Source organism: Paraburkholderia piptadeniae, from assembly GCF_900007165.1.
GTDB lineage: Bacteria > Pseudomonadota > Gammaproteobacteria > Burkholderiales > Burkholderiaceae > Paraburkholderia > Paraburkholderia piptadeniae.
Genome location: NZ_CYGY02000054.1, coordinates 20,230 through 41,916 on the forward strand (window position 1 = coordinate 20,230; position 21,687 = coordinate 41,916).

Annotated in this window: 24 protein-coding genes; 7 read left to right on the plus strand and 17 right to left on the minus strand. The window is 65.1% G+C overall.

The window, feature by feature from the left end; translation table 11 throughout:
- Nucleotides 1-214: 214 nt before the first annotated feature.
- From BN2476_RS27500 to BN2476_RS27510, 3 genes are all read right to left on the minus strand, one after another.
- Nucleotides 215-436 carry a hypothetical protein gene (locus BN2476_RS27500; protein ID WP_087737376.1) on the minus strand — a complete coding sequence of 74 codons (222 nt, stop codon included), beginning with the start codon at nucleotides 434-436 and terminating at the stop codon, nucleotides 215-217.
- Nucleotides 437-741: 305 nt separating this feature from the next.
- Nucleotides 742-1,494 carry a peptidoglycan DD-metalloendopeptidase family protein gene (locus tag BN2476_RS27505; protein WP_087737377.1) on the minus strand — a complete coding sequence of 251 codons (753 nt, stop codon included), beginning with the start codon at nucleotides 1,492-1,494 and terminating at the stop codon, nucleotides 742-744.
- Between the two features lie 231 nt (nucleotides 1,495-1,725).
- On the minus strand, nucleotides 1,726-2,037 hold the full coding sequence (locus BN2476_RS27510) for a cupin domain-containing protein (protein ID WP_087737378.1): 312 nt from the start codon (nucleotides 2,035-2,037) through the stop codon (nucleotides 1,726-1,728).
- A 240-nt stretch (nucleotides 2,038-2,277) separates the two neighbouring features.
- Between BN2476_RS27510 and BN2476_RS27515 the strand changes: the two genes are divergently transcribed.
- Together BN2476_RS27515 and BN2476_RS27520 are read left to right on the plus strand one after the other, a co-directional pair.
- A complete protein-coding gene (locus tag BN2476_RS27515) occupies nucleotides 2,278-2,598 on the plus strand; it encodes a hypothetical protein (protein ID WP_087737379.1) in 321 nt (106 codons plus the stop codon).
- 55 nt (nucleotides 2,599-2,653) lie between these two features.
- The gene (locus BN2476_RS27520) at nucleotides 2,654-3,403 is read left to right on the plus strand and encodes a DUF2968 domain-containing protein (protein ID WP_438942905.1); all 750 of its coding nucleotides are present in this window, start codon (nucleotides 2,654-2,656) and stop codon (nucleotides 3,401-3,403) included.
- A gap of 109 nt (nucleotides 3,404-3,512) precedes the next feature.
- Here BN2476_RS27520 and BN2476_RS27525 read toward each other — a convergent pair whose 3' ends face one another.
- The 9 genes from BN2476_RS27525 to BN2476_RS27565 all read right to left on the minus strand — a co-directional run bounded on the left by BN2476_RS27525 (nucleotide 3,513) and on the right by BN2476_RS27565 (nucleotide 12,125).
- Nucleotides 3,513-3,839: a DUF4148 domain-containing protein gene (locus BN2476_RS27525; RefSeq protein WP_087737381.1), complete on the minus strand. Its 327-nt coding sequence runs from the start codon at nucleotides 3,837-3,839 to the stop codon at nucleotides 3,513-3,515.
- Between the two features lie 328 nt (nucleotides 3,840-4,167).
- Nucleotides 4,168-5,577: an NADP-dependent phosphogluconate dehydrogenase gene (gnd, locus tag BN2476_RS27530; RefSeq protein WP_087737382.1), complete on the minus strand. Its 1,410-nt coding sequence runs from the start codon at nucleotides 5,575-5,577 to the stop codon at nucleotides 4,168-4,170.
- A 344-nt stretch (nucleotides 5,578-5,921) separates the two neighbouring features.
- Nucleotides 5,922-6,554 carry a DUF938 domain-containing protein gene (locus tag BN2476_RS27535; protein WP_087737383.1) on the minus strand — a complete coding sequence of 211 codons (633 nt, stop codon included), beginning with the start codon at nucleotides 6,552-6,554 and terminating at the stop codon, nucleotides 5,922-5,924.
- A 108-nt stretch (nucleotides 6,555-6,662) separates the two neighbouring features.
- Nucleotides 6,663-7,520, minus strand: coding sequence for an NAD-dependent protein deacetylase (locus BN2476_RS27540; protein ID WP_087737398.1), 858 nt, complete (start codon nucleotides 7,518-7,520; stop codon nucleotides 6,663-6,665).
- Between the two features lie 64 nt (nucleotides 7,521-7,584).
- Entirely contained in the window at nucleotides 7,585-7,842 is a 258-nt protein-coding gene (locus BN2476_RS27545) for an oxidoreductase-like domain-containing protein (RefSeq protein ID WP_087737399.1), read from the minus strand.
- A gap of 156 nt (nucleotides 7,843-7,998) precedes the next feature.
- Nucleotides 7,999-8,799 (minus strand): SDR family oxidoreductase, encoded by an 801-nt coding sequence (locus BN2476_RS27550; RefSeq protein ID WP_087737384.1) that lies wholly within the window; start codon nucleotides 8,797-8,799, stop codon nucleotides 7,999-8,001.
- Between the two features lie 49 nt (nucleotides 8,800-8,848).
- Nucleotides 8,849-9,757: a glutamate/aspartate ABC transporter substrate-binding protein gene (locus BN2476_RS27555; protein ID WP_438942906.1), complete on the minus strand. Its 909-nt coding sequence runs from the start codon at nucleotides 9,755-9,757 to the stop codon at nucleotides 8,849-8,851.
- Between the two features lie 77 nt (nucleotides 9,758-9,834).
- Entirely contained in the window at nucleotides 9,835-11,094 is a 1,260-nt protein-coding gene (locus BN2476_RS27560) for a D-amino acid dehydrogenase (protein ID WP_087737385.1), read from the minus strand.
- A gap of 155 nt (nucleotides 11,095-11,249) precedes the next feature.
- The gene (locus BN2476_RS27565; protein ID WP_087737386.1) at nucleotides 11,250-12,125 is read right to left on the minus strand and encodes a LysR family transcriptional regulator; all 876 of its coding nucleotides are present in this window, start codon (nucleotides 12,123-12,125) and stop codon (nucleotides 11,250-11,252) included.
- Nucleotides 12,126-12,294: 169 nt separating this feature from the next.
- On the opposite strand from BN2476_RS27565, the gene BN2476_RS27570 reads away from it, so the two are divergent.
- Nucleotides 12,295-13,155 (plus strand): polysaccharide deacetylase family protein, encoded by an 861-nt coding sequence (locus tag BN2476_RS27570; RefSeq protein ID WP_087737387.1) that lies wholly within the window; start codon nucleotides 12,295-12,297, stop codon nucleotides 13,153-13,155.
- A gap of 87 nt (nucleotides 13,156-13,242) precedes the next feature.
- Here the strand turns inward: BN2476_RS27570 and BN2476_RS27575 are convergent, their stop codons facing one another.
- Both BN2476_RS27575 and BN2476_RS27580 read right to left on the minus strand, forming a co-directional pair.
- The gene (locus tag BN2476_RS27575) at nucleotides 13,243-13,497 is read right to left on the minus strand and encodes a GlsB/YeaQ/YmgE family stress response membrane protein (RefSeq protein WP_087737388.1); all 255 of its coding nucleotides are present in this window, start codon (nucleotides 13,495-13,497) and stop codon (nucleotides 13,243-13,245) included.
- 162 nt (nucleotides 13,498-13,659) lie between these two features.
- The gene (locus tag BN2476_RS27580; RefSeq protein WP_087737389.1) at nucleotides 13,660-15,081 is read right to left on the minus strand and encodes a DUF2252 domain-containing protein; all 1,422 of its coding nucleotides are present in this window, start codon (nucleotides 15,079-15,081) and stop codon (nucleotides 13,660-13,662) included.
- 369 nt (nucleotides 15,082-15,450) lie between these two features.
- On the opposite strand from BN2476_RS27580, the gene BN2476_RS46595 reads away from it, so the two are divergent.
- The 4 genes from BN2476_RS46595 to BN2476_RS27595 all read left to right on the plus strand — a co-directional run bounded on the left by BN2476_RS46595 (nucleotide 15,451) and on the right by BN2476_RS27595 (nucleotide 18,320).
- Nucleotides 15,451-15,621, plus strand: coding sequence for a hypothetical protein (locus tag BN2476_RS46595; RefSeq protein WP_160111759.1), 171 nt, complete (start codon nucleotides 15,451-15,453; stop codon nucleotides 15,619-15,621).
- Between the two features lie 158 nt (nucleotides 15,622-15,779).
- Nucleotides 15,780-16,337 (plus strand): hypothetical protein, encoded by a 558-nt coding sequence (locus tag BN2476_RS27585; protein WP_087737390.1) that lies wholly within the window; start codon nucleotides 15,780-15,782, stop codon nucleotides 16,335-16,337.
- Nucleotides 16,338-16,482: 145 nt separating this feature from the next.
- Nucleotides 16,483-17,106: a LysE family translocator gene (locus BN2476_RS27590; protein ID WP_087737401.1), complete on the plus strand. Its 624-nt coding sequence runs from the start codon at nucleotides 16,483-16,485 to the stop codon at nucleotides 17,104-17,106.
- Between the two features lie 236 nt (nucleotides 17,107-17,342).
- Entirely contained in the window at nucleotides 17,343-18,320 is a 978-nt protein-coding gene (locus BN2476_RS27595) for a 2-dehydropantoate 2-reductase (RefSeq protein WP_087737391.1), read from the plus strand.
- A 78-nt stretch (nucleotides 18,321-18,398) separates the two neighbouring features.
- Here BN2476_RS27595 and BN2476_RS27600 read toward each other — a convergent pair whose 3' ends face one another.
- The 3 genes from BN2476_RS27600 to BN2476_RS27610 form a co-directional block, all read right to left on the minus strand.
- Nucleotides 18,399-19,850, minus strand: a complete 1,452-nt coding sequence (locus tag BN2476_RS27600; protein WP_087737392.1) for an aldehyde dehydrogenase family protein — start codon at nucleotides 19,848-19,850, stop codon at nucleotides 18,399-18,401.
- A gap of 68 nt (nucleotides 19,851-19,918) precedes the next feature.
- Nucleotides 19,919-20,968 (minus strand): LysR family transcriptional regulator, encoded by a 1,050-nt coding sequence (locus BN2476_RS27605; RefSeq protein WP_087737393.1) that lies wholly within the window; start codon nucleotides 20,966-20,968, stop codon nucleotides 19,919-19,921.
- A 35-nt stretch (nucleotides 20,969-21,003) separates the two neighbouring features.
- Nucleotides 21,004-21,687: MFS transporter (locus BN2476_RS27610; RefSeq protein ID WP_143811055.1), on the minus strand; the 684-nt coding region annotated here is incomplete at its 5' end.

Sequence of the window (21,687 nt, forward strand, 5' to 3'; positions counted from 1 at the left end):
CTCACGGGCGGTTGTGACACAGTATCGACCGCCGGTCCATGGTGCAGGTCACTGCCGGCGCGATGCGGAGCGACGGCGCAAAGCATGAACGTCGCATCGCGGTTGATGGGACGTGGACCGGCCCCGATCGCTTGAAAGAATACGACGACGCACACAACAACGAGGCGAGCCGCGCTGCGGACTCGCCTCGTTGCATTTGCGGGTCACGCAAATATCACTGCAGACGCGGGTCCTGCGGCGGCATCGGCCCGTCATACGGCATGACGACGGGATGCAAGGGCAGCGTCACCTTGGCGGGCGGCGTCAGGTCGGGAAGCTTGAGCCACGCCGGCGGTTCCGGCGCTTTTATCGTGAGCATGCCGCCACGCACGGTCTTGGCGGTTTCGCGATCGAGTTCATCGACCCTCGGCAGGTCCTTCACAAGCAATGTGTTCATGATGTGTCTCCGACAACTGTATGTGGAATGGTGAGCGCGAACGGCGCCGTGCTCGGTCCACTTGCTGCACGCTCCATGCCATAACGTCAGGAATCCTTGTGGGACGGGGCTTGCGTCGACTTCATCACGCTGGGGTGATTGCTGCGGACCAACTGTCGCTTGTCGAAGTGTTGCCTGGCGGATGAATGCGGGCGTGCTGCCCGCATTCATCCGATGTGATGCCGATAAAACGCCGAGCCCGTTGAACGGAATCGAACGGATACGACGCGGATTATTTGTGGATTTACCGCGTGCTTATCGCCTGTTTATCGCGGCAGCCATCCAAGCGGATCGACGGGCTTGCCGTCCTTGCGCACTTCGAACTGGATCGACGGCACGCCGTTGTTGTCCGTGCCCACTTCGCCGATCGGCTGGCCTTGCGCGACGGCGTCGCCTTCCTGCACGAGCAGCCGGCTGTTCTGACCATAGGCGGTGATCAGCGTGTCGTCGTGCTTGATGATGACGAGCGGCCCATACGCCTCGATGCCCGTGCCCGCGTAGACGACGCGCCCCGCGGCGGCCGCTCTCACCTGATCGCCCGGACGTCCGCCGATCACGATGCCCTTGGTCCTGCCTGGCACGAACGGCTTGAGAATCGGCCCGCGCAACGGCCACCCGAGCACGCCCTGCACGGGTCCGGCGGGAGCCACGGCGGGCGGCGGCACGGGTGTCGTGGAAGGCGTGGGCGTCGGCACGGGCGTGGTCTGCGCGAAGGACGGTGGGCCGACGCGCAGCACCTGGCCGGGCGCGACGGGCGATGACAGCGTCAGCCCGTTCCACGTGGCCACGTCCTGCGCATGCTGGCCGAACGCGCCCGCGACGCTTTGCAGCGTATCGCCGGGATTCACACGATAGAAGCCGGCGGGCACGCCATTGGCCGCGGCGCCGCCCTGCGTCCGGTACGTGGGCGCCGGCGCCTGCGTGGTTTCCCACGGATACGTCGTGCACGCACCGAGCATGCTCGCGGCAGCGAGCGAAACCAGAAGCTGCGTGACGACGTGTTGCCGTTTTGCTGTCATTTTTGTGGCCCTCGACGCGGTATGAGGCAGCGGCTCTCGAAAGCCTGCCGTCGTTTGAACGTGTAGTGGGATCGAAAATGCAATCTGCGGTGCAAGTATTATGCCTCGCTCGTCGGTCGGCAAAATGACGATCGGCAGACGTCAACGAGTCAGCATTGCCCAATTCCAGTCATCGACTCCTGCATTTAATCCCTTTGCAATCCAAATCAATTTTTGCCGTTCGGCGAGCGGTCATACGCTGCCTTCAGACTCGATCACCAGAATGCGCGCCTCGCCGATGGGATGCGCAACATGCTCGGTGCCGATCGACGCATGGAACACGTCGCCCGTCTCCAGCACCGTCGAGTGCTCGACGCCCGCTTCGCGATAGCGCATCTCCACGCGGCCATCGAGCACGGCGAACACTTCCTCGCCATCGTTGACGTGCCACTTGTACGGCTGATCGGTCCAATGCAGGCGCGTCGTGATGCCGTTCATGTTCGCGATATCGAGCGCGCCCCACGCACGCTCGGCGGTAAAGGTTCTGCTGCGGACGATTTTCATGACCTGCTCGCGCGTTGTCAGTGTCAGGAGGGGTCATTATAGTGGCCGTCCCCATCGTGCACGCTGCTTGCTCGCGTCCCGCAGACGACCGTTTCATGCGGTTCGCAAGCCATTGCATAGCTGAAGTGCTCGTCTATACTGAACCTGGTGTCCTGTCAGACGAATAGGCGTGCGCGCATGGCGATGCGCGGCGAGACGGTCGGTCCACCATCAGTGGTTCGATGCCAGCGAGGAGGTCCGATGAACAAAGCCCTGTTTCTTGCCGTGCAATTGAACGTCGACGAGATGAACGCGTCGCCCGCGCTGGTTGAATTGCTCAATGCGCATCTCGTGTTCGCCGTCGATGTCGCCGAAGCCGCCGATGCCCTCGTGCAACTGGCGAGCGTGCGCAAGCTGTCGAGCGGCGTCGAAGCGAGCGTCGAGATTCCCGCCGTCGCCGTCGAGCAACTGCGGCAAGCGCTCGAAACCCTCAGCGAATATGACCAGTCGTGGCTCTTCGCGCTGGAACCCGACCATGCGCTATTCGACGATCTTGCGCGTCCGCAACGCACGCTGCATTGATGCGCCCGCAACCCTGAAGAGGTCGGGCATTTCGCCCGCCTATCGAGGATTCATCGTGAAAAGTCTTCTGCACATGCGTCGCGCGCCGGCCAGCAATGGCGCCGCGCATCAGTTTCACTTCGAGGCGCCCGACGTCCCGCAAAGCCACCCCGCCCAGATCGACGAGGAACCGATGAGCGACAGCACTTCGTCCGACACGCTCGGCCCATCGCCCGTCAATCCGCCGTTGCGCCCTGTCACGCCGCTGCATGCGGTACAGCTTTCGCCCGCGCAGCCGAACGGACGCGCCGTGCAACTGGCGGACGCAGCCGAAGTCGAACGCATGCTCGACAATGAAGCGCTCACCGTGTTTCACGTATTTCGCACTTTTGATTATTCGGTGAACCTGCTGTTCTATCCGAGGGAATTGAAATACTTCGTCGCGCTGTTGCAGGAAGATCAGTTGTGGCGCGTGCTGACCACGAGCGATCTCAACATGGCGAAGCAGCTCTTTCACCACATGCAGGAACAGGCGACGCGTCTCGCCGACGGCCAGACCCGGCGCTTGCAGCTCGAAGCGCAGAACGAACAGCTGAAGCGCCTGATCGCCGAATCCGAAACGCAGGCCGAGCGTCTGCGCCAAAGCCTGCAACGCACGGCCGCGCAGGATCAGACCGTCACGAGCCGTCAGCATCAGTTGCGCAAGGAAGTGGCGCAGCTCGAAGCGCAGCGCACGGCCGCGCAGGCCCAACTGAACAAGATGCATCGCCAGGTGCATCAGCTGAACGTCGCGAGCAACGAGGCGATTCCGCATATGCCGCGTTGAGCGCCGGCTTTTGGTGTTCTTCGCGCCGCAGACGCAACAACGCCGGCCAGGACAATCCTGGCCGGCGTTTCATTTACCGACTTGCGACGGCTGAAGCGTTCAATCCGGCTTAGTTGCCGAAGAACACCGAGCGCGGACCCTTTTCATCGGCCAGCGAGCGGGTAGATGCTTGCGACGTGCCGTTCGTCTGCACGCCGTAGCCGGTCGTGTCGGCTTGCGCGACGGCGTCTTGTGCGTGGACGCGCGCTTCGGCAGCCTGGATGTGCTTCGGGTATTCCGTGCGATCGGCCAACGGATCGTAACCGGCCTTTTCCAGACGGACCAGATCGGCGCGAACTTCAGCGCGCGTCAGAGGCTGCTGGTTCGATTGGGCAAACGATGCGACGGGAGCAGCAACAGCGGCAGCGAGTACGACTGCGGAAATCAGGGCTTTCATGGACAACCTCCGGGAACTTGTTTTTTGATTCGCTTCGAACACCGTGTTCGTTCAGCGTTGAGACAAGTTTAAGGAGGCGAACGACCTAGGGAAATCCCTTATTTGACGAAACTCTATTGTTTTAATTGCAACAATTAGACGGAATGAACGTGAAATGCATTATTGAGATCATCAAATCGCAACACTGTGTTCCAAAATTCGTGCAACACGTGCTTGGGAAATCACCGCGCGGCGCACGAAAGAGAAACGCCCCGGTGCCGCAAGGGCGCTGGGGCGTTGCAGGAACAGCCGCTCGGCGAAGCGAACCGAAAGGCGGCTGACCGTTCCGTCAGGACCAGTTCGCGTGGAAGCTGCCCGGCTTGTCGACGCGTTCGAACGTATGCGCGCCGAAGAAATCGCGCTGTGCCTGAACCAGGTTCGCGGGCAGGCGCGCCGAGCGGTAGCCGTCGAAGTACGCGATCGCCGACGAGAACGCCGGCACGGGCACGCCCGCCGTCGTCGCGGCGATCACGACGTCGCGCAGCGCGCCCTGGTAGTTCGCGGCGATGTCGCGGAAATACGGATCGAGCAGCAGGTTCGCGAGCGCCTTGTCCTTCGCGTAGGCGTCCGTGATCTTCTGCAGGAAGCGCGCGCGGATGATGCAGCCCGCGCGGAAAATTTTCGCGATCGTGCCGTAGTCCAGATCCCACTTGTACTCTTCCGATGCCGCGCGCAACTGCGCGAAGCCCTGCGCGTACGAGATCACCTTGCTGAAGTAAAGCGCGCGGCGCACGGACTCGATGAACGCGGCACGGTCGCCCGCGAACGGCTTCGCCGCCGGCCCTTCGAGCACCTTGCTCGCCGCGACGCGCTGATCCTTCAGCGACGACAGCACGCGCGCGAACACGGCTTCCGTGATCAGCGGCAGCGGTGCGCCGAGGTCGAGCGCGTTCTGGCTCGTCCACTTGCCCGTGCCCTTCTGCGCCGCGCGGTCGAGAATCACGTCGACGAGATCCTTGCCCGTCTCGTCGTCCTTCTTGCTGAAGATTTTCGACGTGATTTCGATCAGATAGCTGTCCAGTTCGCCGTTGTTCCACTCGGTGTAGACGGCGCCCAATTCTTCATTCGACAGACCGGCCACCTGCTTGAGCACCGAGTAGCTTTCGGCGATCAGTTGCATGTCGCCGTATTCGATGCCGTTGTGCACCATCTTCACGAAGTGGCCCGCGCCGTCCGGCCCCATGTACGCGACGCACGGCTCGCCGTCGGGCGCCTTGGCCGCGATTTCGGTGAGGATCGGCGCGACGAGGTCATATGCGTCGCGCTGGCCGCCCGGCATGATCGACGGGCCTTTGAGCGCGCCTTCCTCGCCGCCCGACACGCCCGTGCCGATGAAGTGCAGGCCCGACTTCGCGAGGTCCTGGTTGCGGCGGATCGTATCGGTGAAATGCGTGTTGCCGCCGTCGATCAGGATGTCCCCCTTCTCCAGCAGCGGACGCAGCGCGGCAATCGTCGCGTCGGTGCCCTCGCCCGCCTTCACCATCATCAGGATGCGGCGCGGCTTTTCCAGTGAATCGACGAATTCTTCCAGCGTGTAGGTCGGAACCAGCTTACGGTCGGGAAACTCCGCGATCAGTTCGTCGGTTTTCTCGCGGGTGCGGTTGAACACCGAAACCGCGTGACCGCGGCTTTCGATGTTCAGAGCCAGATTCCGGCCCATCACCGCCAGCCCCACTACGCCGATTGCCTGTTTGCCCATGTGAATTCTCCAGATTCCAGTAAGTCGTGAAGCCGCGCCAGCCATCGCGGCGCGGCATCGAGGATGAAAGGATAAAAGAAATGCCCGGATGACGCTCGCGTGCCCCCGTCCGCCGCCGTCCATCTCTGTCCGGCGTGGACGATGCACGTGCCTTTCGACGCGCTTTCGCGTCGACGGCGCGCAATGCAATGCGCCCGATACCGTCTGCTAGCACGTTCCAGTGCGCTCGTTGTCGCGGCGCTGTCGTTGCCTTCGCGTCACCACTGCGCGCTGGTGCGCACGCGGCAAGCCTTTCAAGCTTAGTCCGCGAAACGCGTCGCGGCAGAGCGCATCGGCGGCACCCGTCAAACTTTCGCTGACGGCTGACGTTTCCGGAACACGAGGCTGAAGTTGTTCGCGGGCATCGCGATCGGTTCGTCGCACGCAAAGCCCGCTGCGTCCGCGAGCGCGACGACGCCCTCCATGTCGCGCACGCCCCATGCGGGATTGCGGCTTCTCAACTGCTCGTCGAATGCCGCGTTGCTGGGCGCCGTATGCGCGCCGCCGCGCCGGTACGGCCCGTACAGATAGAGCACGCCGCCCGGACCGATGAGCCGCCCCGCGCCGTCGATCAGCGCCTGCGCCGATGCCCACGGCGAAATATGGATCATGTTGATGCAGACGATCGCGTCGGCGGCATCGATGCCCCATTGGGCATCGCGCACATCGAGCGCGAGCGGCGCGCGCACGTTGGACAGACCGCTCGCCGCCGTCCATGCGGCGATCGACGAGCGCGCGCCTTCGTCGGGATCGCTCGGCTGCCAGACGAGTTGCGGCAGCGCCGCGGCGAAGTGGATCGCATGCTGGCCCGTGCCGCTCGCGATTTCGAGCACGGTGCCCGTGGCGGGCAGCACGCGTTCGAGCACGGCGAGGATCGGCTCGCGGTTGCGCTCGGTGGCAGGCGCGTGTTGACGCGCGTTGAGATCAGGCGTGTTCATCGTGATTAGTACCTCATGATCCGGTACGGACGGGTACGCAGTTACGCGAGGCCGCGATCATACGCGAGCGCATTGAAAGTCTCATGGGAAATCGCGCAAGCCGGTCCGTCAGCCCACGGTGAGACTCGCCGCCAGCGCCGCGAGCGCATCGCCGCACGGCGCCTGCACTTTTAGCGACAGCAACGGATCGGCGCGCGTGCGCCCGAGATTGATCGCGGCAATCGGCTTGCCCATCTTCTGCGCCCATACGCAGAAACGATAGCCCGAATACACCATCAGCGACGAGCCGACGACGAGCACCCCATCGGCGGCCTCGAGCGCGTGCGTCGCGGCTTCGACGCGCGGCTTCGGCACGTTCTCGCCGAAGAACACCACGGCCGGCTTCAACAGGCCGCCGCAATCGGGGCACGCGGGCACGCGAAACGCGCCGAGGTCATGCCATTCGAGATGCGCATCGCCATCGGCGGCGGGTTCGGCGATCGCATCGAGCAACGCGGGGTTATCGTCGATCAGCCTCTGCTGGATCGACGCGCGCGAATGCCGCGCGCCGCAATCGAGGCACGCCACCGCGCCGATGCTGCCGTGCAGCTCGATCACTTCGCTGCTGCCCGCGCGCTGATGCAGGCCGTCAACGTTCTGCGTGACGAGCGAGCGCACATGCCTCGCGGCTTCGAGCCGCGCGAGCGCGCGATGCGCGGCGTTCGGCAGGGCCTGCGCGACAACGGGCCAGCCGATCGTGCTGCGCGCCCAGTACCGCTGACGCGACGCGACCGAGCCGAGAAATTCCTGCAGCGTGATGGGCGGCGAGCGCTTCCATTCGCCGTTTTCGTCGCGATAGCCGGGGATGCCGGAATCGGTGCTGATGCCCGCGCCCGTCAGCACGAAAAGCCGTGGATGGAGTTCGACGAAATCTTGCAGCGCGGCAAGCGCCTGGGGTTCGATCAGCGGGAGCGGGAGGTCTTTCATCAGTCGGTCATGATCGGTCAGGCGCAAGCGTGGGGCAGTGTTCTGATGTGGACATGTGGCAGGCTCAACGCTTTGCACGCGACTTTTGCGGCTTGCGCAGCTTGTTTGTGGGCGTAGACACGGGCGCGTGCCCGGACGTCTTCGCATGCCGCGCCTCCCACGCGGCCAATGCTGTGCGATACCGTGTGAGCTCGTCTTCGTACAGATCGAAAATGCACGTATCGCAGCCGCTATGACAGCACTCGTCGGGGTCGGGCCGCGTCGGCGGCGTGGGGCACGGATCGTCGTCAGCCGTGTGGCGCGCGGCCTCGTCTGCAGTCACATCCACTTCCAGAGTTCGGGAGAGCGTCCAGTATAAGTCGGGCGACACGACGGCGCTGTGTCACGCGATACCGTCACGCAATGTCATTACGCAATGTCGTCACGCGCTGCGCACGCGCCGTGCTGCTCGCCGCATCGCTTGCCATAATCGCGCGCATCATCCGCGCCCGACGAACGGCATCTTGCTCGCCATGATCGTCATGAACTGCACGTTCGCCGACAGCGGCAGGTTCGCCATATGCAGCACGGCATCGGCGACATATTCGACGTCCATCAGCGGCTCGACGGCGATCGTGCCGTTCGCCTGCGGCACGCCGCGCGCCATCCGCTCGGCCATTTCCGTCGCGGCGTTGCCGATGTCGATCTGGCCGCAGACGATGTCGTAAGGCCGGCCATCGAGCGACACCGACTTGGTGAGACCCGTGATCGCGTGCTTGGTCGCCGTATAGGCGATGCTCAACGGCCGCGGCGCATGCGCGGAGATCGAGCCGTTGTTGATGATGCGGCCGCCCTGCGGCGTCTGCGCCTTCATCATCGCGAACGCGGCACGCGTGCAGAGAAACACGCCCGTCAGATTCGTATCGACGACGGAGCGCCAGTCGTCGAGTTCGATCTGGTCGATTTCGACGGGCGGCGCATTGCGGCCCGCATTGTTGAACAGCACGTCGAGCCGGCCATAACGCAGACGGATCTCATCGAAGAGCGACGCGACGCTCGCCGCGTCCGTCACGTCGCACGCGACGGCGAACGCGTCCTCGCCGCGCTCGCGCGCTTCGGCGGCAAGCGCATCGAGCGGGGCCTGCCTGCGTCCCGCGAGCACGACGCTGTAGCCGTTCGCGAGCAGCTTGCGCGCCGTCGCCTTGCCGATGCCGCTGCCCGCGCCCGTCACGAGCGCGACTTTCTTCGCCGCCTGCCCTTGTACTTGTGCCTGCGATTGTGCTTCCGGGTGTTGCGTCACGACATGTCTCCAGGTTGATCTGCCCGCGACATGCCGCGACGCATGCGCATCAATCGAGCGCGCGGTCGTTCGGCTTCGCGAACAGCTGCTTCATGTCCGCCGACAACGGGTAGTTCAGGTTGATGCCCTTCGGCGGAATCGGTTGCGTGAACCACTTCTGATAGAGATTCGCCGCTTCGCCGGAAGTTTGCAAGCGCGCGATCACGCCATCGGCGAGTTTCTTGAAGCCTGGGTCGTCCTTGCGGAACATGCAGCCATACACTTCCGACATCGGCGACGTGCCCGTGATCAGATACTCGTCCGCGTTCGCCTCTTTCGCCTTCGCGCCGTACAGCAGCGGATCGTCCATCACGAACGCGACGGCGCGCCCCGTCTTCACGTTGAGGAACGACTCGGCATGATCCTTTGCGCTGATGAGGCGCATGTTCATCGACTTCTCAGCGTTCATCTGGCGCAGCAAGCGCTCTTCGGAGGTGCCCGCCGTCGTCACGACCGTTTTGTTCGCGAGATCGCCGAAGTCCTTCACGCCCGATTCCTTCTTCACGATCATGCGCACGCCGTACTGGAAGAAGCTGTTCGAAAACGCGACCTGGTTGTCACGCTCCTTCGTGTGCGTGGTCGAGCCGCATTCGATGTCGATCGTGCCGTTCTGCACGAGCGGGATGCGGTTCTGCGACGTGATGGGAATCTCGCGAACCTTGAGATCGGGCAGGTTGAGTTCCTTCTTCACCTCGTCGACGATCTTCAGCGCGATCGCCTGCGAATAGCCGATCACGTGCTGCTGTTCGTCGTAGTACGAGAACGGCACCGACGACTCGCGCACGCCCAGCGAAATCGCCCCCGTTTCGCGGATCTTCTTCAGCGTCGCGCTCTGCTCGTCCGCTTGCGCGTGGCTGCATGCGAAGGCCGTCGTCATCAGCGCGGCAAGCGCGGCTCTCGTCATCGTCGTCGTTTTCATGTCTTCTCCTGAGTGTTGGTGTAGCGGTTGTTGTTTATATGGCTGCTTTTGATGCAGGCTTTATGGATGCAACGGGTTCAGCGGTCGTATGCATAGGCCGCGATGTCGATGGATGGCTCGCGCCCCGCGATCGCATCGGCGATCACGCGCGCGCTGCCGCACGCGAGCGTGAAGCCCAGCGCGCCGTGGCCCGTATTGAGCCACAGGTTCCGGTACGGCGTCCTGCCGATCAACGGTTTCGAATCCGGCGTCGCGGGACGGTGGCCGCACCAGGTCTGCGCGTTCGCGTAATCGCCGGCGGCGGGAAAGATCTCCTGCGCTTGGCGCTTCAGCAGCGCGATGCGCCCCGCTCGCTGCGCGTCCTTCAGGCCCGCGATCTCGACCATGCCCGCGATCCGCAGACGCCCGCCCAGCGGCGCATACACGACCTTGCGATGCAGGTCCGTCACGCTGACGCCCGGCGTGTTGCGCGGATCGGCGTCGCGAATCGTGAGGCTGTAGCCCGTCAGCGGATAGACGGGCAGACGCACGCCGAGCGCGCCGAGCAACGGCACGCTGCCGAGCCCGAGCGCGACGACGAACGCATCCGCTTCGATATCGCCGCCCGCCGTCCGCGCCGCGACGATGCGCGAGCCGTCGCTCACGAGTTCTCGCACGCGCGTCTCGTAGCGGATCGTCACGCCGTTGCGCCGTTGCAGCACGTCCGCGAGCGCCGAGGTGAAGCGCTGACAGTCGCCCGCCTCCTCCGACGGCGTATGGATGCCGCCCGCGAGCAACGGCTGCGCGCGCGCGAGCGCCGGTTCGAGCGCGGCGCACTGGCTCGCGTCGAGCGCGCGCTGATCGGAGCCCGCCTCGACGAGCAGTTCCATCTTGTGCCGCGCGCGTTCGAACTCGCGCGCATCGCGATAGACGACGAGCTTGCCGTTGCGCACGTAGTCGAACGAGTCGGACACAAGCGGCTCGCTCCCGACGATCTCATGCAACGCCGCCTTGCTGAGCGCGCCGAGGCTCAGCAGTTCGAGCGCCGTCTGCCGCGCGCGGTGGCTGCGGCACGCGAGCAGGAACGCGGCGCACCAGCGCCATTGCCCGACGTCGAAACGCGGAATGAAGCGCAGCGCCGAGTCGCGCTTCAGGAGCCACGCGGGCAGCTTCGGCAGCACGGCCGGGTCGGCGAGCGGCGCGACATAGCTGTAGCTCAGTTGCCCGCCGTTGGCGAAGCTCGCTTCGAGCGCCGCGCCGTCGCGCGCTTCGACGATCGTCACGTCGTGGCCGTCGCGGGCCAGACTCCAGGCCGTCGTCAGACCGACGACGCCCGCTCCGAGGACACACACATGCATGAATGCTCACTACCCTTGCGTTTTCATTGCAGGCGAGTGTCGCGCGCCGAAATCGCCGCATCAAATGACGGAAAGCGCGGTTGCATAACCTTAGGTTAAGTCGTTGCAGGAGCGCTTCACGTCGGATATCGGCGTTTCGCGCCAGCCGTGCGCGATTACGCGAAGCGCGCGCGCAGCACGTCGATGAACGCGTTGCCCGCCTGCGAGGTCATGCCGCCATCGCGCCACAACGCATACACGCCGACCGACAGCGGCGGCGCGATCGGCCGCACGGTCACGGCTTCCGCGCCGCTCTTCGCGGTCAGCTCGTCGAGCAGCGCGTAGCCGATGCCGCGCGCGGCCAGTGCGCGGGCGACATGCCACGTCTGCGCCTCGACGGCGGGCACATGTCCGTCAAGACCGAGCGCATGCAGCGCATTGCCGATCAGCTCGCCGAGCGGATCGACATTGCCGATGCTGATCCAGTCGCCTTCGACGAACGCCTGCAGCGTCAGCGGCTCGTCCGCCGGATTGTCGTCGCGCGGGCCGACGCATACGACGGGCGTGCGCCCCAGCTCGACGGACGCGATGCCCGGGCGCGCCGGCGGATTCAGCGCGACGGCGAGATCGAGATCGCGCGTGAGCAGCGCGTTCAGCAGCTCTTCCGTGTGCCGCGTCTGGATCTTCAGCGACACGCGCGGGTACGCGGCCCGGAACGCTTCGACGGTCGATGGAATCAGGCTCAAGCCAAGGCTCGGCAGACAGCCGATGCGCAAATGCCCCTCGGGTTGCAGCGCGAGATTGCGCGCGAGATCGCGGATGCTGTCGAGGCTCGTCTGCAGCTTCTGCGTTTCGGAGAACAGCAGTTCGGCTTCGCGCGTCGGCTGCAGGCGGCCGTGCACGCGATTGAAGAGCGTCAGGCCGACGCTGCGCTCCGCATGCGCGAGCACCTTGCTCACGGCGGGCTGCGAAACGCACAGCAATTCGGCCGCCTTCGACAGCGAGCCGGTGCGCATGATGGCGTGGAAGACTTCGATGTGGCGCAGGCGCATGGCGCGGGATAGACGTAAGCCGGTGAGTGAAAAGGGGTCAAGCATACTGTCTTTCGGAGCCCGCCAAATTCACGACAGGACACGCGCGAATGGTATCGTTCGCGTTTGACGTGCATCACAAGACGCCTGCCTGCCTCGCCAAACGGAGGGACGGCGGGCGCAACGCCTCATGAATCAACCGAATCCGCCACTGCCGCGCGACGCCGGGTCGGCAGAGCCCGTCCGCCGCTGGCCGCGCGCCGGCAATCCGCCGATGTTCAACGCCACGGTCGCGTGGCATGTGCTGATGTTCGCCGGCTGGATATTCGCGCCGTCGGCGTGGCCCTGGTGGGTCGCCGGCATCCTCGCGAGCCATCTGGTCGTCGTGACGATCGGGCTATGGCCGCGCTCGTCGCTGCTCGGCCCCAACTGGACGCGCCTGCCCGACACGCCGCGCAACGCGGACGCCGTCGCGCTCACGATCGACGACGGCCCTGACCCTGTCGTCACGCCCAAGGTGCTCGACCTGCTCGACGCGCACGGCGTGCGCGCGACGTTCTTCTGCATCGGCGCGCGTGCGCAGCGTCATCCGGCGCTGATGCGCGAAATCGTTGCGCGCGGGCATGCCGTCGAAAACCACTCGCAGGTTCACGTGCATACGTTCTCGGTCACGTTGCCGCGCGGGCTGACGCGGGAAATCGACGCCGCGCAGCGCACGCTGGAAACGCTGACGGGCGAGCGCCCGATGTTCTTCCGCGCGCCCGCCGGCCTGCGCAACGTGTTTCTCGAGCCGGTGCTGCAAAAGCTCGACTTGCGGCTCGCCGCGTGGACGCGCCGCGGCTTCGACACCCGCGAGCGCAATCCGCAGCGCGTGCTGGAGCGGCTCGTCGACGGGCTCGCGGCGCGCGACATCCTGCTCGTGCACGATGCGACGGCGGCGCTGGGCGCATCGGGCGAACCTGTCGTGCTGGACGTGCTGCCGCGTCTGATCGAAACGGTCAGCGCGCGCGGATTGCGTTTCGTGACGCTGCGCGAAGCGCGCGCCGAGTAACGGCCCGACGCGCGCGCGTGAAGCGTGCCCTCGCGTCCTTGCGTGCCGGACCCGGCGCGCGCCGCATCGCACCGGACTGCGCGGCGCCTACGCGGCGCGTCGCCGGACGAGATGGTAGATCACGAGCAGCACGATCGCGCCGATGATCGACGCGATCCAGCCCGCCGCCTGCCCCGGCTGATACCACCCGAGCGCGCGCCCGACATAGCCCGCCAGCAGCGAGCCGGCAATGCCGATGACGATCGTCATGATGAGACCCATGCTGTCGTCGCCCGGCTTGAGCGCGCGCGCAATCAGGCCGACGATCAATCCGACGACTATCGTACCGATGAGGGAAAGCATGCGAACCTCCGATGAGAGTGGACACCACGGTGCACTGCTACTGCTCGATACTGCCAGACTGCGCTGCATTTCTGTATGACTGTGTGACGTGCGTTGTGCGCGATGCGCCGCCGTCACGGCGCGACAGCAAAGTGACTTGCTTCATCGCGCCTGACGCGGCGATCAGATGCGGAAGTCGGCGGACATGTCGTCGTCAGTGCGCGCCTCGATCTCGCCGCTTCGGCACGCTTTCATAAAAGCGTCATAGTCGCGCTCGACCTGGTCCGCATACGCTGACGCGTACTCGGCGAGCGCTTCCGAGAACTGGTCGCTGCGGCCGATGTACGCGCCGATCTCGATCGCCTTGCCGCTCGCCTTCGCGTGCGCGCGCGCCAGCGCCCAGCCGCACAGACGCGCATAGCCGTTCATCTGGTCGACATCGAGCAGATCGACGTTCGGCGTCAGCTTCATGTCGCGCAGTTGACGCACATAGAAGTGCCCGCCCGTCGGCCCCGTCGACCAGCCCAGAAAAATATCGCTTGCCGCCTGCAGCATGCGCTGCCCCTGTACGATGCGCTCGCCTTCGTGCCGGGGCTCGGACTTGCGCGAGCCCGCCTTGAAATGCTGCGCGATCACCGAGCGCCGCGCTTCCTTGACTTGCAGGAACAGCGGCTTGCCATGCGGATCTGCCGTGAGCAGCACGAGGCAGCGCGTGCCCACGCTGCCGACGCCCACCACCTTGAACACGAGATCATGCAGCGCGAAGTTGCCGAGCAGTTCGCGCCGGTCGTCGGAGAGCGTCTTCAGATAGCCTTCGTACATGCCGTGAATCAGCTTGCGCCAGTCGCCGAGCCTGAACCAGTCGTCCGCGGAATCGAATAGCGTGCTCGAACCGTGCACATGAAAGAGGCTGGGCGGCGCGTCGCGGATCACATAGCGCTCGCCGTCGCGCTCCGCCATCTTTTCGAGCATGCTTTCGTGCGTGCGGCCGCTCGCCCTTTCCATCGCACGCCGGATGAGCCGGCGATTCTCCGCGTTCACGGCCATGTCGACCATCCGGTCGAACGTAATGCGCTCGTACCACAGTTCCAGCGCGCCGCTTTGCGCGTACTGCGCGATGCGGTCGCGGTACTGGTTGGCGGCCGTCATCACGAGATCATAGGCCGCGCCACGGCTGAATCGCATATGCCGCGCCGCGACGACGAAGCTCGCCGCGAGCCGCTTCAGGTCCCATTCGAAAGGCGCGGCGGACACCTCGTCGAAGTCGTTCAGATCGAAGATCAGCTGGCGCTCGGGCGTCGCGAAGCCGCCGAAGTTCAGCAGATGCGCATCGCCGCAGATCGGCAGCGTGAGCGTCGTATGCGGCGTCATGCTGAGGTCGTGCGCCTGCACGATCGCGCAGCCGCGAAAGAACGCGAACGGCGACACCGTCATGCGGCCATAGCGCAGCGGCACGAGCCGCTCGACGCGACCTTCGCTGCTTTGGCGCAGCAGATCGAGCGGGTTGCGATGCATATGGCCGATCGCGCGGTGACTGGAGCGCTTTGCGTGCTCGCGGGCCGCGCGCCCGCTGGCTTCCCGTTCCGCGATGGTGCTCGCCTTCATGCTTTTCTCCGTTCTTTTGAATCAGCTTGCATCGGGCCGCACTGCAACGGCTTGCGGCGACGACGCATCGTGACTTTTGATCGCTTCGGGCTGGCGTGAATGGTTCGCTCCGTGGTTCGCTCGTTCCGTGTTGCGCCGCACAGCGGCGGCAAGTCGCGCTGTGCTCTGGTTCGGTTGCGTTCACTTACGTTCGGTTATGTCCGGTTTTGTTCAGTTTTGTTCGACATGCCGGCGCATGGTTGGCGTGTGCCGCCGGTTGCCGCTTCCCGTCGATTCTGGCTGCCCCGCCAGATCGTAAACGTCCATCGCTGGACTGTATTAAATCTCGCGGCGCACGGGCGCGCAAGTCTACGCGCCGCCGACAGCCGTATGCGGACTGGCCGCGAGCGCGGCGCTGAAATCGGCGTGATATCGACGGAAAAGCCGATGTCCGCATCGTGGGCCGCAACGTTGCCGCGACGGCATGGCGTCGCGGATAGCGGCTTCTTCGACGAGCAAGTGCTGAAAGCGGCTTGCGGAATGGCGAAGCGCAATCGATGAGCATCGCTGAATATCTGAAAGAGGACTGTGAAAACAGTGTCAATGAACAAACCCGCGACTGAATTTAGGACGGGTCTCATTTCCCTCGACGCACCCCAACGACAAACTCTTCGCCTTTCAACTTCTTCCCGCAGCGTCATGCCTGCTGCGCCATCGACGTGAATTCGCTACTGCTCAAACGATCCGGCATTGCCTGCTTCGCGCTCCTCACGGCCGCCTGCTCGTTCTTCGTCCCGCGCTCCCCGTCGTCGCAAGTCACGCCCGCCGACAACGCGCTCGTCATCGCCGCCGCGCGCGAGTTCCCGTATATGCCCGCGCGCGATGGCCACATCACGCCCGACCGCATCGCCAACACAGCGACGACAGCCGTCCTGCTGAAGAAAGGCGTCGAAACGACTGTGCGCGAGGCCGTCGCCGCCGCGTGGCGCAAGTCGGGCATCACCGTGACCACGCACGACTGGCTGGTGCTGAGCGGCGGGATCGAAGCACTGTCCGTTGACGATGCGCGCTCGCCCGCGACATGGACGATGACTGTGTGCTACGTGGTCACCAACGCATCGGCGAAAAAAACCGTGTATGTGAAGACGACGACGGTCCATATGTACCGGCAGAAGTTCACCAACCCCGCCTTCGCGCTCGACGACATCGTGAAGCTCAGCGTCGATGCGCTCGTCAGAGACCCGTCGTTCCGCGACGCGTTGCAGCCCGTGCAGTAGGCGCCGTCCTCCGTATATGCGCGTTGCGCGACGCGCAGTGCCGCGCCGGCATTTCGCTACAATCGAACATTCCTTTCCTGATTTCGCTGCCGCGCCGCACCATGCCGATGGGCGCAGCGCGGCGGCCCGTCCCGAGCGAGCCGTCATGTCTCTTACCGCCTGGCTGTTTTTTCTCCCCGCGTGCTTCGCGATCAACATGGCGCCGGGCCCCAACAACCTGCTGTCGATCAACGTCGCGGCGCGGCACGGCTTCATGACCGCGTTCGTCGCCGGCTGCGGGCGCCTCGTCGCGTTCGCGGGCATGATCGTGCTGGCCGCGACGGGCCTCGCCGTCGTGCTGCACGCGTCCGAGCTGTTCTTCCTCGCCATCAAGCTGACGGGCGCCGCCTACCTGATCTGGCTCGCGATCCAGCTGTGGCGCAGCGACGCCGGCCCGATGGACGCGCTCAAGCAGGACGACGCGTCGCTGTGGCGCATCGCGCGCCAGGAATGCTTCGTGGCCGCGGGCAATCCGAAGGCGATTCTCGTGTTCACCGCGTTCCTGCCGCAATTCGTCGATATTGCAAAGCCGATGCTGCCGCAGTTCGCCGTGCTCGGCGGGAGCTTCCTCGTGCTCGAATGGTTCGCGATCGCGCTTTACTCGTGGGCGGGCATGCATCTCGGCAAGTGGCTGACGCGCGCCAAGGTGCGCCGCTGGTTCAACCGCTGCTGCGGGATGTTTCTCGGCGCGATCGGCGTGAGCTTTTTGCTGGTGCGGCGCTCGGCGTGACGAATGGCCCCGGTTTATGGCCCGGCTTTTGCATCATGCAACAGGCAGCCGAAGCGCGGCCATAAGCGATCGCGAATGCTGTCGGAGAGAAACTTTAACTGTCGCTGATCGTTGTGCGCCCGTATGCTGAGGCCATCACCGCGCAGCCTATGGACGCTCGCCGTGCACTTCCGGCAGGAAACGGCGCCCGCATGCACGCGCGCGCAAAACGATTCCAATGTCAGGAGGCGACAACCATGAAGATCTGTATCTTCGGTGCGGGTGCGATCGGCGGCTTGATGGGCGTGCAGCTTGCGCGCGCGGGGGCGGACGTCGGCTTTATCGCGCGCGGCCCGCATCTGGCGGCGATGCGCGAACACGGCGCGCGCCTCATCGTCGACGGCGAAGAGGTGTCGGCGCGCGTGCGCTGCACGTCCGACCCTGGCGAACTCGGCGTGCAGGACGTCGTCATCGTCACGCTGAAGGCGCATTCGCTGCCGGGTGTCGTCGATTCGATGCAGCCGCTGCTCGGCAAGCACACGGCCATCGTCACGGGCACCAACGGCATCCCCTACTGGTATTTCTACAAGCACGGCGGCAGGTTCGAGGGCACACGCCTCGCGAGCATCGACCCCGACGGCTCGCAATGGGCGAAGCTCGGCCCGGAGCGCGCGATCGGCTGCGTGCTGTACCCGGCTGCCGAGATCGTCGAGCCGGGCGTCATCAAGCACGTGTACGGCAAGAAATTTCCGATCGGCGAGCCGGATGGCGAACGCACGCCGCGCATCCAGCAGTTTCACGACGTGATGCAGGCGGCCGGTTTCGAAGCGCCGATCCGCGACAATATCCGCGACGAGATCTGGCTGAAGCTGTGGGGCAATCTGTGCTTCAACCCGATCAGCGCGCTCACGCACGCGACGCTCGACGTGCTGACGAGCGACTCCGGCACGCGCGCCGTCTCGCGCACGATGATGCTCGAAGCGAAGCGGATCGCCGATCATTTCGGCGTGCATTTTCGCGTCGACGTGGAGAAGCGCATCGATGGCGCGGGCGCTGTGGGCGCGCACAAGACCTCGATGCTCGCCGATCTCGAACATCGCCGGCCTATGGAAATCGATCCGCTCTTGACTGTCGTGCAGGAGATGGGCCGGCTCGTCGGCGAAGAGACGCCCGCCATCGACATCGTGCTCGCGCTCGTCAAGCTGCGCGAGAAGATGGCGCTTCAGGGAGACTGAATCAGACTTGCGTCACGTGATGCACGCGGAGGACCGGGCGCGACGCGCCCGGTCCTCTTTTCATTCGGCGCGTCAGCGTCAATGCTCGATCGCGAGCCAGATCGCCTTCGGTTCGGTGAAGTTCTCGATCGCGACGTCGCCGTGCTCGCGGCCAAAGCCCGAATCGCCGGCGCCGCCCCACGGCAGGCGCACGTCGGTATAGCCGTAGGTGTTGATCCACACGGTGCCCGCCTTCAGCGCATGCGCGACCCGATGCACGCGGCCGATATCGGCGCTCCACACGCCCGCCGCGAGGCTGTACGCGGTGCCGTTCGCGATCCGCACCGCGTCCTCTTCGTCATCGAAGGGAACGACGCTTGCCACGGGCCCGAAGATTTCCTCCTGCGAAATGCGCATTTCGTGCTCGACGTTCGCGAACACGGTCGGCTCGACGAAGAAGCCCTTTTGCCCGATCCGCGCGCCGCCCGTCACGATCGACGCGCCTTCGTTCCTGCCGATGTCGACGTAATCGAGCACCGTCTTCAGCTGAGCGGCGGACACGAGCGGCCCCATCGTCGTCTCGCGCGCGGCGGGATCGCCGACCTTGATCGCCTTCGCGCGCGCCGTGAGCCGCTCGACCACGTCGTCGTAGATGTCGCGATGCGCGAGAATGCGCGAGCCCGCCGAACACACCTGGCCCGTATTGAAGAAGATGCCGGATGCCGCCGCGCGCACGGCGTTGTCGATGTTCGCGTCGGCGAAGATCACGTTCGCCGACTTGCCGCCCAGCTCCAGCGTCACGCGCTTGAAGTTGCCCGCCGCGCCTTGCAGGATGCCGCGTCCGACGGAAGGCGAACCTGTGAACGTCACCTTGTCGATGCCGGGATGCGCGACGATCGCATCGCCGACCACACGCCCCTTGCCCGTCACGATGTTCAGCACGCCGGGCGGCACGCCTGCCTCCAGCGCCAGCTCGCCGACGCGCAGCGCGGACAGCGGCGTGATTTCGGCGGGCTTCACGATCATCGTGCAGCCGCACGCGAGCGCGGGCGCGATCTTCCACATGCCGATCATCAGCGGGAAATTCCACGGCACGATCGCGCCGACCACGCCGACAGGCTCGCGTACCGTGTACGTGAGCGCGTCGGGACGTACGGGCACGACCTGTCCGTTGATCTTGTCGCACCAGCCTGCGTAGTACGCGAGCGTGTCGATTGCGGCGGGCACGTCCTGGCGTTTGACGGCCGCGAGCGGCTTGCCCGCATCGAGGCTTTCCAGCGCGACGAGTTCGTCCTGGTGCTCGCGCAGGAGTTCGGAGAAGCGCATCAAGATGCGGCCGCGCTCAGCGGCTCGCATGCCGTTCCATACCTTGAGGGCCGCGCGCGCGGCCTTCACAGCCGTGTCGACATCCTGCGCGCTGCCCTGCGCGACGAGCGCTATCGGCTCTTCCGTCGCGGGGTTGATATTGGTCGAGTATTCGCCGGTGCCGGGCGGCAGCCGTTTTCCGTCGATGAGAAGGTCATGGCGTCTGAGGTCGGTTTCAGTGTCCATCTCGTACTCCTTGCGATTAGCGATATGGCATATTCGCGAACCGTCGGCTGAACCACCCCTCCCGTCGGCTACGACGCTCTCATCAGCGCCTCGCCTTCAGGGACGAGCGGCATCGGTTCGTCCGTTGCTCCTTGTATTGTGGTGTGAGTTGCAGGTACTGCGCCCAGGTTCACATGCGGGCTCACTCGCAGGTTCGCGCGCGCCGTGCCGCCCGTTGGGGAATCCGCATCGGCAAAGAGCGACCACACCGCGTCGGCATTCGGACGCAGCGAGCGATTGCGGCGGCGCACGAGCATCGTCGTGACCGACACTTCCGGCACGAGCGGACGCGCGACGAGCGAGACGGGCAGCGTCGATGCGTGCGCGCCGATGGGCAGCACGCCGACGCCCAGTCCCAGCTCGACCATGCGCAGCGCAGCCGCCACATGCCCGCACTGGTTCGCGCGCTGCGTGTCGATGCGATGCGTGTTGAGCGCGCGTTCCGTGGCGTTGCGCGTGCCCGCCTCGGCGTTGAGCGTGACGAGCTGCATGACGTGCTCTGTATTGCGCAATGCCTCCCAGCGCAGCGCGGCACCGCAAGCGAGGGGATGCACGCGCGGCAGCACGGCGCACAGCGGCGTCGAGACGAGCGGTTGTGCGTGAAAGACGTCGGTGCCCGCGATGTTCGCATCGCACAGCACGCCGAAATCGACCTCGCCCTGCTCGATGGCGGCGAGCACGGCATGTTGAGGCTGTTCCTTCGCAGTGACGATCAGATCGGGAAAGGCCGTTGCGCAGCGCGCGAGCCGCTCGGGCAACCAGCCCGACGACAGCACGGGATCGCACGCGACGACCACGAGCCCCGTGTGCTCCTCGTGCGCGGCGCGCTCTTCGCGTAGCGTCAGCTCAATCTCTTCGATCAGACGCGCGATGCGCCGTTCGAGGCGGGAGCCTGCTGTCGTCAGTTCGACCTGACGCGTCGTGCGATCGAAGAGACGCAGAGCGATCGCCTCTTCGAGTTCGCGCACGCACCGGCTCACGGCCGATTGCGTCAGGTCGAACTCGCGCGCCGCGCGGGTGAAGCTCCGCTGACGCGCGACGGCGACGAACACCTTCAATTGCTGCAGCGATACGTTCATGTGTTCAGGTCGCCAGAGAGGGAGTGATCCGGACGTTATTCGCCCGTCTGTTCCGGCCAGTGACGCAGGCCCGGTCCGTTTGCCGCGAGTTCAGGCTCGAGTTCGCGCGACGTTTCGTTCGATGAAGCGATCCAGCGCGCGCGCATCGGCGCGAGGATGAATTTCGCCGACACGCCTGCCGCAATCGTGACCACGGCCGACACGATGAACACGAGATTCCAGCCGCCCGTCGCCGCGAGCACCGATGCGATCGGCACGATCAGCGACGCCGTGCCTTTCGCCGTATAGAGCGTACCCGCATTGGCCGCAGCGTATTTGCTGCCGAACGTATCCGCGCAGATCGCCGGGAAGATCGAGAAAATCTCGCCCCAGAACAGGAAGATCAGCGCCGCGAACGTCATGAACGCATACGGGTTCTGGCCGTACTCCATCAGACCGAGCAGCGCGAGCCCCTCGCCGATGAAGATCGCGAACATCGTGTTCTCGCGGCCGATCTTGTCGGAGATGAAACCGCACAGCGGACGCGTGAAGCCGTTGCAGATGTTGTCGATCGACAGCGTCATCGTGAGCAGCGGCAGCGTCGCGCCGAAGAGCGTCATCGGCAGCTTCGCGAGGCCCCAGTCCTTCGCGATCGGCCCGATTTGCGCGGTCGCCATCAGGCCGCCCGCCGCAACCGCGACGAAACACAGATAGATCACCCAGAACACGGGCGCCTTGAT